Origin of the sequence: Mesorhizobium sp. IMUNJ 23033, assembly GCF_044778005.1 — a bacterium.
GTDB lineage: Bacteria > Pseudomonadota > Alphaproteobacteria > Rhizobiales > Rhizobiaceae > Mesorhizobium > Mesorhizobium amorphae_A.
The window spans coordinates 17774-30195 of record NZ_JBJACT010000040.1; the positions used below are offsets into that span (position 1 = coordinate 17774).

Here is a 12422-nt window from a genome sequence, read left to right on the forward strand (position 1 = left end):
CGGCCAGCTGGTTAGTGCGGCGCCGGCGGTCCAGCTCCTTCAGCAGCGCCAGATAGTCCCTGCGCGCCGCGATCAGTGCTGCCCGGCTTTTCGAGGCCTGGCCTTTCGGGGCCCGGTTTTTCGAGGCCCGGGGTCTCGAGGAAAGGCTTGAGGACGGCTTCGAGGCCGCGGATTCGGCTCCGGATCTCGTCATCGCTCAGTGCGTCCAGTTCGTTGATGTTGACATGCAAATCCTTGGGCAGCACCGACAGCACGATCTTCAGATACTGGTCGGGCTTGTCGGCCCGCACCGCAGCGATGACGCCGGCGCCATGGCTCTTGAAATCGGCGCGCACGGCCGCGACGAAATCATCGCCCAGCGTCTTTTTGGGGCGCTTCGGGCGGGACGAGACGGCGGTTGCTTTCGGCTTGCGCTGCCGACGCGGCGTGGCGTCAGCCATGCGTCGCCCCGTCGAGCCCTGCCCTGCCCGCCGGCTGCTCCACCGCGTTCGCCTGCCTCGCCCGCGCCGCCTTGGCCTTGCCGGGCTTGCGGCGCCCCTTGGCCTTTGCGGGTTTGCGCGCGGGCCTGGCCGTCTCGGGTTTTGCGGTGGCCGATGTCGTCGCCGGTGCGGCCTTGGGCTGAACGGCATCGGCTCTTGCCAGGCCGGCCTTGGCCTTCTGGATCGCGGCGACGCCGACGGCCCTGTCGCCCGCGCCCTGCGACCCCGGTGGAAAACCAAACCCGCCGATAGCATCGACCGGACCGCCGCGAACCATGCCGATCAGCACGCCGGCGGGAACGGCCTCGAAACGGCCGACGCGTGCCTGCGGCGCGGCCTCGAATTCGCCGATGGCGCTGACGATTTCCTGGCCGTCATCGTCGGTGATGATGGTTGCGTAGCGTGGCATGGGCGTCTCGCGGGTGGTGGAATGTGTCGTCGGCTTAGCGGCGATGGATGGCGTTCCTTCGCGCCCCCCTCTGTCCTGCCGGACATCTCCCCCTCAAGGGGGGAGATTGGCAGCTTCGCCGCCCGCATCTCACTTGCCGGAGGATGAGCGCCGGTGATTTGCGAAACCAAGGCGACATCCGATCTCCCCCCTTGAGGGGGAGATGTCCGGCAGGACAGAGGGGGGCGCTGTCCCGCCAGCGTTGATTACTGGCCAGATGCACTTTCGTTCGAAGGAAACCAGAAAACAAAAACCCGCCTCGGCGGCGGGTCGTTGGCGCAAATCAGCACCATGGACAAGATAGTAGCATAGCTGCCGTCACCCGGCAAGGTATTTTTTCCTATCCGCCTCCATTGCGTTCGCCGCGGCGCCGCAACCTTCACCGGCCCGGTATTCACAACAAGCTTTTCTCCTCGTCTGGCCATTAGCCGGCGCTTATGGAATCATTCCGCCGGGGACTCGGGGAGAGCGGCATGGACAAACCTGCCATGGCATCCGTCTTCAGGATGCGGCATCAGCCAGCAACCATTTCGGGCGTCCGCAGCCTTGGCACGGGCCAGGCGGATCCGATCTTCCACTCGAAGCCGCTCGGCCAGGCGATCCGCTTCATCGTCCAGGCCGACGGCCAGTACGACCTCAGCGCCGCCGCCATCGCTTATGGCGACCGCTCGACGCCGCCGCTGGGCGGCCGTGAGATAAGGGCGCTATGGGCCGAATATGGCCAACGCTGGATGGAGCCGTAAGGCGCAAGACGCATTGGCCGGCAGACAGCCGATCCGCGCCGCTCCGGATCGTATCAGGCCTTCGCGCGTTGAAGCCTGACCAATGAGAGGAACCGCCATGAACGTCGCCAATCTGCAACTTGAGGGCCTGCTGATGGCCGTCGCTTCGATCAACCAGGTGCTGGTCCGCAAAGGCGTGCTGTCGGTCGAGGAGATCGACATCGCCTTGCGCCGCGCCGAAGCCAGTGAAACCGGAGAGGAACGTTCCGGGGGCATGTCGGCGTCGAGCCGCGATGCCGTCAACTTCCCGATCCGGCTGCTGGAGCTGGCCAACCGGTGCCAGCCGGAGGCGGACATGCCGTCCTTCTCGAAACTGGCGCGCATGGTCGGCCAGATGAAGGAACCTTATAACGACCAGATGTGAGGCCCCTTTCCGATGCGGGCTCCTCACGCCCTGCCCGGCCAGCCCTGCCGCAGCGCCAGCACGTTGCCCGGTCCATGCGCGGCGGCGAAGAGCAGGCCGGCGGCGAACGGGAAGTGGGACATGAAGGCGCCGAACTCGGCCTGGTTGCCGACCCAATGCGACGGGCCGTGGAAGGCAAAGCCGAGGAAGACCACGTAAACCGCGCCGATCAGCGCTGCCGGGGTCAGGAACGCGCCGGTCAGGAAGGCGATCACCAGCAGCGTTTCGAGGATCGCGGCGCACCAGGCCAGAAACAGCGGGAACGGGAAGCCGGCGGCGGCGATGTAGCCGGCGGTCATGCCCATGTCCATGAACTTGAAGGCCACCCCCATCGCGAACATGGCGGCGAAGATCAGGCGGGCGACGAGAATGGCAGCGGTCTGCCACGGCGTTTGAACGGTTTCCATGATGTCCTCCGGGTTGGTGCGGTTCCCGTCCCAAGGACGGGCGATGGGCGGCGGTTCCGACATCACGGGTGAAATAGTTTCGGCAGGAGGAGTGGCAAGCTTTTGCGGGAATGGTGGCCGCCTGGCGCTACGCCTTCCCTTCTCCCCTTGTGGGAGAAGGTGGCCTCGCGAAGCGAGGTCGGATGAGGGGTGCTCCAGCTTGGCACCGCCATACTCCGTCCAACACCCCTCATCCGTCTCGGCGCTGCGCGCCGATCCACCTTCTCCCACAAGGGGAGAAGGAAAAAAACTCCCTACCCCGCCTTCGCCTCCGGGTGGCTGATTGAGTCCCTCACCCTGCCATACTCCGCGCCCCAGCGGTCGGTCATGTCGCAGCGTATGTCCCAGAGCTCAGGGAAGAAGCGGTGGCGGGCGCCGCCTTCCAGCATTTCCACCGGCCGGCCCTTCAGCGATTTCGAGCCGAGCCCGATCGAGCGGTGGATGAGGTAGAGGTGGTTGGCGCGGAATTTCTGGAACAGCTCGTCGAACTCGATCAGCGCCTCGGCGACGACGTAGGAGTCACCATGGTCGTAATGGGCATCGTAGACATCCTCGACCGCCAGCCCGCGGCCGTCGAGGTATGAAGCCTTGAAGGCCCGCCAGAGGTCCGGCGGCAGGCGCAAAAGCAGCTTGAAGCCCGGCGATTCCTGGCCGCTGCCATTGCCGAGCTGCAGGCGGATCTGCTGGTACTCCTTGGGCGACATGGTTTCGAGCAGGTCGAGCTGCGCCGTCATCATGCGCATGAGACGGTGCACCCTGCCCATCAGCGTGACGATGCGGTGGGTTTCCTGTTTCTCCAGATAGTCGAGGACATCGACCAGCGTGTAGGCGATGAGCTTCATCCACAGCTCCTCGACCTGGTGCACGATCTGGAACTGCAGCTCGTCGGCATTGACCATTTCGGCCAGCGGCTTCTGGCATTGCAGAAGCTTGTCGCATTGCAGGTAGACGCCGTAGTCGCGCATCTCCGGCGCTTCGATGCGGGCGTGATAATCGGGCTTGTGCATGGTGTTCTCCCCTGCCCGGCCTCCGGCTCGGGGTCGGTTCAGGTCGCCATGATAGAAGCTTTCGGCTCGAACATTGTTCCTTTCTGTTATCCAAATAAGAGGAAATGGAGTACGATGATCGTCTGTTCTGGAAATTAGGAGAACGATTGATGCTGGATGCCCTCGACCGAAGGATCGTCGCGGCGTTGGAGCGGGATGCGCGAATCTCCTTTGCCGTGCTTGCCGACGAGGTGGGCTTAAGCAAGACGCCGTGCTGGAAGCGGGTCAAGGCGCTGGAGGACGCCGGCATCATCCGCGGCTACACCACGCAGATCGACCCGGCGCGCATCGGCTTCGGCATCGAGGCCTTCATCCAGGTGTCGATCGACTTCGAAGTGTCGGACGCCTTCGAGGCGGCGGTGAAAAGACATCCGCTGATCCGCCGCTGCCACGCCACGACAGGCGAGGCCGACTATCTGCTGCAGATCGTGACCGTCGACATGATGGCGCTGGACAGGATGCTGCGCGAAGAGCTCAGCCGCCTGCCCGGCGTGCGCCGCACGATCACCTCGATGGCGATGCGCGAGATCAAGGGCGACATTTCGTTCGCCGATGCGGTCGGGCATGCGCTGAGGAGGTAGGTGGCTGGCGGGCCAGCGACGGCATGGGATTGCGTGCTCAGTTCCGCGAAGATCTGCCATCGGCCGGCTGCGGCTCCCGCGGTTTGGGCGCTTCCTTCTCGGCGTCGGCCTTGCGCTTCGGGCAGTCCTCGTAGTCATGGTCTCGCCCGCCGCAGTAGGAGCAGCATTTTGCCGGGTTGTCGGAGTGGAGCATCGAGGCCATTCCCAAGAATGCACGAAACGGTTTCCGGTTGCAGCAATTCGTGAAGCCGCTCCGGTCCAGCCCTGTGCCCAATAATCCAAAGGAGCCCGCCGCTTCCGCGCCGGGCCCCCGCCTAGCCTGCCGTCACCGGTCACGCATGCGCGTGCGGGTGGCGGAAGTCCCAGACCGCCCAGGCCGACGCGGCAGCCACCAGCACGCCGAGGACGACATGGGTCGCCATCACGTTAGTGCTGGCCGCGAAGCCAAGCAGCCAAGGCGAAACGATCAGCCAAAGCCCGATAACGAGGTTCGCCCACTCTTCCCATTCGGCAAACGCCGAAAGCGTCGCGAGGGCCAGGCCGCCGAGCACGAAGCCGGCAATCCAGGCATTCCACGCAGGCGTGGTTTCAGCGGTAAAGCCAATGATCCAGGGTGAGATGAACAGGCAGATCGCAAGGACCAGATTGATCCAATCCTGGCCCTTTCTTCCTTCCATCAGTTTCATTGCCATGACAACCTCCATAGAGAAGCTTGACAAACGGCACTACGTTTCGCGTGCACCGCACGCTTAGTCATTGATATAATTACGCTTCAATGGGCCTTCAAGGGCGCGGCCCCGGCGCCAATATCCAGCGGAGCTCCGGCGGTGCCAGAGGGCGCCGGGCGCCGGGCGCCTACGGGCCCGCCGGATGGCCCCGCCCACCACCGGCGCCTCGCAATCTCCGAATTTTGCATTGGCAAACAAAGACGCTATATTAGCTGACTAAAGTGATTCAGCATTGGCAGTACGATGGCCAAGAAGAAACCCAGAACGGCAGTCTCCAGCCTATCCGCCCCTTCGCCGGCGGAAGCCTATGAGGCGACCTACTTTGCCCGCAAATGCGGCCTGACCCGGGACGAGGCGCTGAAGATGATGCGCGAGGCCCAGAGCCCGCTGAGCATGGCGACGTCGTCCGGCGGCCAGCGGAAGAAATAGTTTCCGCGCGAGGTGCCCGCGCTGGACGGGCCGCAGAAGCCCATAGCACCCGCCAAAGCCGCAACAGTTTCCCGTTTTGGGAACTTACCCCTTTGTTCCCATATTGGGAATTTGCTATAGGCAAGCGTGCAGATCGTCAGCAGAAAGACCCTTGTCGCCTTCTGGACCAGACATCCCCAGTCGAGAGGGGCGCTGACTGCCTGGTATCAGGTGGTCGACAAGGTCGAGTGGAGGACCCTGCGGACATCAAGGCCCAATTCGGTGCGAATGTGGATTTCGTATACTTCGAGAACGAGCCCGAGGTCGGCTCTCCCGATGGCGATCGCTTCGACGTGCTGGCCGATCTGGTCGAGGCCTATGAGGCCAGGCACTACCCGATCGAGACACTCGACCCGGTTACGGCCATTCGCGCCCACATGGAAATGGCGGGGCTCAAGCAACTGGCCCTCGCCGAGATCATCGGATCGGCGTCCCGGGCCTCGGAAATCCTGAACAGGAAGCGCTTGCTGACGATGGACATGGCGCACCGGATTCACAAGCACTGGCGCATCCCCGCGGAGGTACTTATCCAGCCTTACCATCTTGCAGGTGATGGAGAGGCGAAAAAGGCCGGCGCGGCTGCAAGAGGGCGTTAGGTCGACCTGTTTGCTCCGATGCCGACGGTAGGATTGCCCGGTGAACTCGTCTGAACAAAACTTGGCGGATCTGGTGCCAGTCGACAAGCTCGATACCGACAAGGCCTCCGCCCTGAAGGCGCTCGGCTATCCAGCAATCGAGCCGATCCTGCCGCAGCTTCTCGAATGGCTTCAGGACATCAATTGGCCCGTAGCGCAAGCGTTGCAGCCGCTTCTGGCCGGCATCGGTCCACCGCTCGCGCCGTATCTGCGCGAGATCCTGCGTGGTAACGACGACATCTGGATATACTGGATACTCGTCAGCGTCGTTGCCTACTCTCCTGCCCTCGCCGACTGCCTGACGGATGAGCTTGAGCATCTCGCGGCCAATGGCTCCTCCAAAGAGGGCGTTCGTAACGCTGCACGCGATATCCTCAATGGAAATTTCCGCGAGCCCGCCTGATCCTTGCGGTCGGCGACGAGGCGGTCGTAGACAGTCATCCCGACGACCATAGAGGCGACAAACAGGAAAGCAGGCGCGAGCCCGAGCGTCAGGCTGGCCAGCGCAGGGCCGGGGCAGAAACCGGCCATGCCCCAGCCGATGCCGAACAGGGCCGAGCCGAGGACCAGCCGCCGATCGATGCCGGTATCCGGCGGCAGATGGAATGCCCGGTCGAAAACCGGCCGCTTCATGCGCCTGGACAGCAACGTGCCCAGAATCGCCACGGCGACGGCCCCGGCGAGCACGAAGGCGAGGCTCGGGTCCCAGTCGCCCGCGACATCGAGGAAGCCGCGGACGCGGGCGGGATCGAGCATGCCGGAAAGCGACAGGCCGAAACCGAAGACCCCGCCGGAGACCAGGGCGGCAAGAAAACGCAAAGTCTGGAGATTCACAGTCCGGCGATCCTCATCAAGGTAACGGTCGCGATCCCGGCCGACAGAAAGCTCAGCACGGCAACGAAGGAGCGCGGCGAAAGGCGGGCGAGACCGGCGACCCCATGGCCGCTGGTGCAGCCGGAGCCCATGCGCGAGCCGAACCCGACCAGCAGGCCGGCGGCGGCGATCATCGGCAGCGAGGCGATGATGGTCACCGACGGCCAGTGGCCGAAGCCGGCGAGGAACAGCAGCGGACCGAGGAGCAGGCCGATGACAAAGGCCGCGTTCGTCGCGGCGCGCGCCAGCAGCAGCCGGCCGACGATACCGCTGATGCCGGCGACGCGGCCATTGAGGAGCAGCAGCAGGCTGGCCGAGAGGCCGATCAGCATGCCGCCGAAAAGCGCAGGCCAATAATGCATCATGGCGTCACCGCTTCGGCGCAGAAGATCGTGTAAAGAGCCTCGACGAGGCGCGCGGCCTTGGCTTCCGTCAGGCGATAGAAGATCTGCTTGGCCTCGCGCCGCGTCTCGACGATGCCGGCGTCGCGCAGCACGGTGAGTTGCTGCGACAGCGTCGGCTGGTGGATGCCGAGTTCCTCTTCGAGCTGGCCGACGGCGTACTCGCCTTCGACCAGCGTGCAGACGATCATCAGCCGGGCGGGGTGCGACAGGGTCCGCAGCAGGCCGGCGACCTCCCCTGCCCTGCCTTCCATGTCGGCGCGAGTCATCGCGGCTTTGGCTGGCATCGTCATGATCAGCCCCATGCCGCGCCGGCAAGCGCATCGAGCGGGAATTTCAAGTAGCGCCGGCCATTGTCTTCCGGTTCCGGCAGGCGCCCGCCGCGCAAGTTCACCTGCAGCGCGTGCAGGATGAGCTTGGGCATCGGCAGTGTCTTGTCGCGCGTCTGGCGAAGCGCAACGAAGGCCGCCTCGTCGATCCCGGCGATATGCGGGTTCGAGCGCTTCTGCTCGGCCACCGTGCTTTCCCAACGCGGCTCGCGGCCGCCCGGCTGGTAGTCATGGCGGTGAACAGGCGCGTCCCGTCCGGCAGCGAAAGAATCCGTTGGATCGATCCCCACAGAACCTTCGCGCTGCCGCCGGGAAAATCCGCCCGCGCCGTGCCGCTGTCCGGCATGAACAGCGTGTCGTGCACGAAGGCCGCGTCACCGATCACATAGGTTATGGAGGCCAGCGTATGGCCCGGCGAGAACAGCACATGCGCGTCGATCGAGCCGACCTTGAAGCGATCGCCATCGGCAAACAGCCGGTCCCATTGCGAGCCGTCGGCCGGCAGCGTGGGCCAGTTGTAGATGCCTTTCCAGAGACGCTGGACATCGACAACGCGGGCGCCAATCGCGGTCGGCGCGCCCGTCCTGCCCTTCAGGTAGGAGGCGGCCGAGAAATGATCGGCGTGGGGGTGAGTGTCGAGGATCCATTCGACCGTCAGGCCATTGTCCGCGACATAGGCAAGGATGGCATCGGCATTGCCGGTGTCTGTCGCGCCGGATTTTTCGTCGAAATCGAGAACCGGATCGACGATGGCGCAGCGCCTCGTCGCCGGGTCGGAGACGACATACTGGATGCTCGAGCTGCGCGGATCGAACAGACCCCAGACAGTAGGCCGCGCAGGCGGTGGCTGTCCCACGACCGGGAGATTGTTGGCGATCCTGACTGGCTGCATGGCCGCCCTTTCTCTTCTCAATATACAATTGCATATATTGTATAATGACTGAGAGTCAACAGGCGTCGCACGTCACCGCGCATCCGGTGTCAGCACCATGGAACGTTCGAGAAAGCCGACAAAAGGAGGTTACGCCTGCCGCCGCTCCGGCAGAACCACCTGAGCCGTCGCTCGAGAAACAATCGTTTCCAGCGGCTCGGGCCGGTGCAGCAGAAAGCCCTGGCCGTAGGCGACGCCCATGCCTTCGAGGATTTCGAGCGCGGCTTGCTGCTCGATCTTCTCGGCGACCACGGAGCAGCCGAGGCTTCTGGCGATGCCTGATATCGCCGAGACGATCTCGCGGTCAAAATTGTTCTGGGCGATGTTCTCTATGAAGGAGCCGTCGATCTTGATGGCGTCGACGGGAAAGCGCCGGAGATATTCGAACGAGCTCATGCCGGCGCCGAAATCGTCGAGGCTGACGCGGCAGCGGCGCTCGCGCGCCTTGCGCACGAACTGTTCGGCGGCGTCGAAATTGGTGACGGCGGCGGTCTCGGTGATCTCGAAGCCGATGCCCGAATGCGGTGCGCCGGACTCGGCGATGGCGGCGTCGACGAAGTCCCACAGTAGCGGGTCGCTCAGCGTCTGCGCCGACAGGTTGAAGCCGAGCGAAATCGCGCCCGACCGCATTGCCGGACCGTGCTGCGAGAGCGCCGTCCTGATGATCCAGCGGTCGAGCCTGGAAGCGAGGCCGAAGCGCTCGGCCACCGGGATGAATTCGCCGGGCGGGATCATCCGGCCGTTGCGTCCGATCAGCCGCGCCAGCACCTCGACATGGCGGCTCTCCTGCCAGGGCTTGCCGAGCAGATGGATCTGCTGGCCGAACAGCTTCAGCCTGCCGTCCTCCATCGCGTCGACCAGGTCGGCGGCGAGCCGCGCCGCGTTGAGCCCGCCTGAGCCTGACGCCGTCTCCGGCGAAAACACCGCGAAACGGTTGCGGCCGGCGGCCTTGGCTGCGTAGCAGGCATCGTCGGCGCAGGCCAGCGCATCGGCCACGGTGGTGTTGTGGTCGGCGACGAAGGCAATGCCGACGCTTGCCGCGAGCCTGCGCGACGTCGCCGCCACTCCAAGGTCGGCGTCGCGCACGGCCGCAAGAATGGCGGCGGCCAGCCGCTCGGCCTGCAATTGGTCGCAATTCGGCACCAGCAGCGCGAACTCGTCGCCGCCCAGGCGCGCGGCATGCGCGGATGGCGGCAGGCAGCCGACGATGCCGCCGGCGACGCCCTTCAGCGCGAGATCGCCGGCGGCATGGCCGGCGTAATCGTTGAGCGCCTTGAAGTAGTCGAGATCGACATAGAACACCGCCAGCGGCAGCCGGCGCGCCGTGGCGATATGGCCGGCCAGCAGCCTGTCGAAGGCGGCGCGGTTCAAGAGCCCGGTCAGCGCATCGTGGTTGGCGGCATAGGCCAGTTCCTGCGCGCGCTTCTTGTCCTCGGTGATGTCGCGCACGGTGCCGAGGATCTGGCCCGCCGCACCGGTGGCGATGAAGCGCACCAAGGATTCCACATGGCGGATCTCGCCGTCACGCTTGACGATGCGGTATTGCGAAGCAATGACCGTGTCCGAGCCGAGAGGCACCTGGTGGGCGCGCTCGGTGGCGTCCTTGTCGTCCGGGTGCAAATAGGTGTGCCAGAGGTCGGCCGTCACCTCATCGGTGTCGGCGACGAGGCCGAAGATCTCCCTGGTGCGGGCATCCCAATAGCTCTTGTGGGTGCCGATATCATGGTGCCAGATGCCGGTGCCGCTGGCGGCGAGCGCCAGCCGGAAGCGGACATTGACCTGCTCGAGCGCGGCTTCCGCCTCCTTCTGCCTGGTGATGTCGGTCTGCACGCCCATCAACCTGACGGGCCGGTCGTCTGCATCGTGCTCGACAATGCCGCCGCGATCCAGCACCCAGACCCAGTGGCCGTCCTTGTGCTTGAGGCGCAATTCGGTCTCGATAGAGGGGGTCAGGCCGGCAATGTGGCGGTCGCCGCTGGCCTTCGCGCGCTCGCGATCGTCGGGATGCGTCAACTGCAGCCAGAGGTCGGCCGCGTCGGCAAGCTCGCCCTCGTCATAGCCGAGCATCTTCGACCAGGTCGGCGAATAATAGCAGGCGCCACTCTTGAGATCCCAGTCCCAGACGCCGAGATGGGCGCGCTCGAGCGCCAGCGCCCAGAACTCATCATTGCGTGCCTTGTCGTCTGCCATGCCCGGTTTTTGCCCACCCTGTCGCCGACAATGTGCACAAAAGCAGAGAAGAATCCGTTACCGGGGCGCTAGCGGGAGCCTTGCGCCGGTCGTCTTGCCCAAGTTGGCGACATCTCCCCTCAAAAGGTCTCAAGAGGGGAGATTGCGCGCCGCCAAGCGTGGGCAAGGAACCCAGGGTGAAGCCCTAAGCCGCCGGCATTCCCTCGATCGCTATGATGCGTGTCCTGGCGCTGCGGAAGCGGATTTCCTTCAGGCGCTCGTACTCCGGAGAATCGTACCAGGCAGTGAGCGCGGCCATGTCGGGGAATTCGACGATGACCAGCCGATGCGGATCCCAATCGCCTTCGAGTACTCGGGTTGCGCCGCCGCGCGCGAGATATCGCCCGCCATGGCGCGCTTCGGTCGCCGGGACCTCGCGCTTGTATTCATCGAACGTGGCAGCGTCGGTGACATCGACATCTGCAATCAGATAGGCAGCCATCCCCTTGCCCTCCCTTCTCTAAATCGTCTTCCGAACTGCGCCAGAGGCCGGCCAAGCAGGGCGGCCCAGCGGCCGGGTGAGGGGGGCTCGATCGGCCGCCAGGCCTAACCAGCAAACGGGGGTAGAAGGTTGCCGGCTGATTGCGCATTATAGTGGGTTTTATTAGCTACAGCTAAATTATTAAAATTGTTTGCAACGCGGTCAATGAGTGCGCATCGCGCCGCCGTCGTGCCGGTGCATAGCTCGGCCTGCCAACCCAATCGTTAAAATTGTCTGGAACTAACGAGGTCATCCTGCATTTTAGCTGCAAGCGGTCGATTTCTCAGGAATGTAGCCGCGCCCACGAATAGGCCTCCGCCGTACCCCTCTGGCGGAGGCCTATTCGTTTAAGCGCTCGCCGCAGCTCCGTTTGAGCGGCGAGATGGCGCTTGCTTAGAAGAGCCACCAATCCGAAATGTGAGCTGGCAGGCTCGCATGCTCAAGGCCGGCGCCCCCGGCATCAGGTAGCTCAACGGTCGCATGGGGAGCAAAATGCTCGTCCGGGCCGTCGGGATGATCGGGAGCCGCCGCCGCTAGAGCTGCCAACGCTGTATCGATATCGAAAGGAGCCGGCGGAACATGCTCTCGAGCTTGGGTCGGCAAGTGATCGAGTGCTGGAAAGACTGCTGGCTTACCGGACATGGTTGTCCTCCTAGGTACACTCTGCACAAAGGAATGAAATGGCCGGTGCGGTCGGGCGCTCGTTGCTAGATCTATCGCACCGCACCGGCCATTTGCGGGATAGGAAGAAGCCCCCCGCGCGCACTAACTTATAGATATATTAGAAATCACTCAATTACGACTGAGTGCCCTAGTTCACTCGGCGGTGCAGTTGGGACTGAAGTCAGCTGCCTACAGGGCCGGCAAGGACGCGCGCTGGCGGCGGCACGGATATTCCGACCTTCTTTTTTCTCCTCGTCGAACCTCGCTGACCCGAATTGTCTATCCGCGCTAGCTCGAGCGGCCGATTTGGGGGCGATCTACATCGGCTACTATTGATCTGTCGCTTGACGCTGGGGTCAATTGGGTGGGCACGTACGTCAGGCCGGGTGTGCGGTTGGGGTTACGGAAGTCGCAACGTCTTGAAGGTCCGTCCCCCGGCCGCACTCCTTGAGACGCCGGCCCCGGCATTGGCCGGTGTAAGAGGACTGACAGGACGTTC

General features: G+C 64.2%; 16 protein-coding genes and 2 pseudogenes. 6 read left to right on the top strand and 12 right to left on the bottom strand.

Going from position 1 to position 12422, the window contains the following annotated elements:
- Window positions 1–11 precede the first annotated feature (11 nt).
- Both ACFX5Q_RS30770 and ACFX5Q_RS30775 read right to left on the bottom strand, forming a co-directional pair.
- Window positions 12–440 (bottom strand): hypothetical protein, encoded by a 429-nt coding sequence (locus tag ACFX5Q_RS30770; protein WP_404283926.1) that lies wholly within the window; start codon window positions 438–440, stop codon window positions 12–14.
- Window positions 433–888, bottom strand: coding sequence for a hypothetical protein (locus ACFX5Q_RS30775; RefSeq protein WP_404283928.1), 456 nt, complete (start codon window positions 886–888; stop codon window positions 433–435). Before ACFX5Q_RS30775 ends, ACFX5Q_RS30770 begins: the two co-directional genes overlap by 8 nt.
- 512 nt (window positions 889–1400) lie before the next feature.
- On the opposite strand from ACFX5Q_RS30775, the gene ACFX5Q_RS30780 reads away from it, so the two are divergent.
- Window positions 1401–1670 carry a hypothetical protein gene (locus ACFX5Q_RS30780; RefSeq protein ID WP_404283929.1) on the top strand — a complete coding sequence of 90 codons (270 nt, stop codon included), beginning with the start codon at window positions 1401–1403 and terminating at the stop codon, window positions 1668–1670.
- Window positions 1671–1767: 97 nt separating this feature from the next.
- Window positions 1768–2073, top strand: coding sequence for a hypothetical protein (locus ACFX5Q_RS30785; RefSeq protein ID WP_404283931.1), 306 nt, complete (start codon window positions 1768–1770; stop codon window positions 2071–2073).
- A 23-nt stretch (window positions 2074–2096) separates the two neighbouring features.
- On the opposite strand, the gene ACFX5Q_RS30790 is transcribed toward ACFX5Q_RS30785, so the two are convergent.
- Window positions 2097–2519 (bottom strand): DoxX family protein, encoded by a 423-nt coding sequence (locus tag ACFX5Q_RS30790; protein WP_404283932.1) that lies wholly within the window; start codon window positions 2517–2519, stop codon window positions 2097–2099.
- Window positions 2520–2812: 293 nt separating this feature from the next.
- Window positions 2813–3565: a tryptophan 2,3-dioxygenase family protein gene (locus tag ACFX5Q_RS30795; protein WP_404283934.1), complete on the bottom strand. Its 753-nt coding sequence runs from the start codon at window positions 3563–3565 to the stop codon at window positions 2813–2815.
- A 149-nt stretch (window positions 3566–3714) separates the two neighbouring features.
- Here ACFX5Q_RS30795 and ACFX5Q_RS30800 point away from each other — a divergent pair, with 149 nt between their 5' ends.
- Window positions 3715–4185 carry an Lrp/AsnC family transcriptional regulator gene (locus tag ACFX5Q_RS30800; protein ID WP_404283936.1) on the top strand — a complete coding sequence of 157 codons (471 nt, stop codon included), beginning with the start codon at window positions 3715–3717 and terminating at the stop codon, window positions 4183–4185.
- 332 nt (window positions 4186–4517) lie between these two features.
- On the opposite strand, the gene ACFX5Q_RS30805 is transcribed toward ACFX5Q_RS30800, so the two are convergent.
- Window positions 4518–4877 (bottom strand): SPW repeat protein, encoded by a 360-nt coding sequence (locus tag ACFX5Q_RS30805; RefSeq protein WP_404283938.1) that lies wholly within the window; start codon window positions 4875–4877, stop codon window positions 4518–4520.
- Window positions 4878–5156: 279 nt separating this feature from the next.
- Here ACFX5Q_RS30805 and ACFX5Q_RS30810 point away from each other — a divergent pair, with 279 nt between their 5' ends.
- The 3 genes from ACFX5Q_RS30810 (at window position 5157) to ACFX5Q_RS30820 (ending at window position 6419) form a co-directional block, all read left to right on the top strand.
- Entirely contained in the window at window positions 5157–5342 is a 186-nt protein-coding gene (locus tag ACFX5Q_RS30810) for a hypothetical protein (RefSeq protein ID WP_404283940.1), read from the top strand.
- Window positions 5343–5569: 227 nt separating this feature from the next.
- Window positions 5570–5977: a type II toxin-antitoxin system HigA family antitoxin gene (locus tag ACFX5Q_RS30815; RefSeq protein WP_404283942.1), complete on the top strand. Its 408-nt coding sequence runs from the start codon at window positions 5570–5572 to the stop codon at window positions 5975–5977.
- Window positions 5978–6017: 40 nt separating this feature from the next.
- Window positions 6018–6419: a DUF5071 domain-containing protein gene (locus ACFX5Q_RS30820; RefSeq protein ID WP_404283944.1), complete on the top strand. Its 402-nt coding sequence runs from the start codon at window positions 6018–6020 to the stop codon at window positions 6417–6419.
- A gap of 5 nt (window positions 6420–6424) precedes the next feature.
- Here the strand turns inward: ACFX5Q_RS30820 and ACFX5Q_RS30825 are convergent.
- The 7 genes and pseudogenes from ACFX5Q_RS30825 to ACFX5Q_RS30855 form a co-directional block, all read right to left on the bottom strand.
- Window positions 6425–6850: pseudogene (locus ACFX5Q_RS30825) on the bottom strand (DUF6691 family protein); the annotation flags it as partial.
- Complete coding sequence (locus ACFX5Q_RS30830) at window positions 6847–7254, bottom strand: YeeE/YedE family protein (RefSeq protein ID WP_404283946.1); 408 nt, start codon at window positions 7252–7254, stop codon at window positions 6847–6849. The gene ACFX5Q_RS30830 and the pseudogene ACFX5Q_RS30825, both read right to left, overlap by 4 nt.
- Window positions 7251–7583, bottom strand: a complete 333-nt coding sequence (bigR, locus tag ACFX5Q_RS30835) for a sulfite-sensing transcriptional repressor BigR (protein WP_192180030.1) — start codon at window positions 7581–7583, stop codon at window positions 7251–7253. The genes ACFX5Q_RS30830 and bigR overlap by 4 nt, the downstream gene beginning before the upstream one ends.
- A 2-nt stretch (window positions 7584–7585) precedes the next feature.
- Window positions 7586–8454: pseudogene (locus tag ACFX5Q_RS30840) on the bottom strand (MBL fold metallo-hydrolase); the annotation flags it as partial.
- Window positions 8455–8640: 186 nt separating this feature from the next.
- Entirely contained in the window at window positions 8641–10740 is a 2100-nt protein-coding gene (locus ACFX5Q_RS30845; RefSeq protein ID WP_404283949.1) for an EAL domain-containing protein, read from the bottom strand.
- A 184-nt stretch (window positions 10741–10924) separates the two neighbouring features.
- On the bottom strand, window positions 10925–11221 hold the full coding sequence (locus tag ACFX5Q_RS30850; protein WP_404283951.1) for a DUF1330 domain-containing protein: 297 nt from the start codon (window positions 11219–11221) through the stop codon (window positions 10925–10927).
- A 432-nt stretch (window positions 11222–11653) separates the two neighbouring features.
- Window positions 11654–11902, bottom strand: a complete 249-nt coding sequence (locus ACFX5Q_RS30855; RefSeq protein WP_404283953.1) for a hypothetical protein — start codon at window positions 11900–11902, stop codon at window positions 11654–11656.
- Window positions 11903–12422 lie beyond the last annotated feature (520 nt).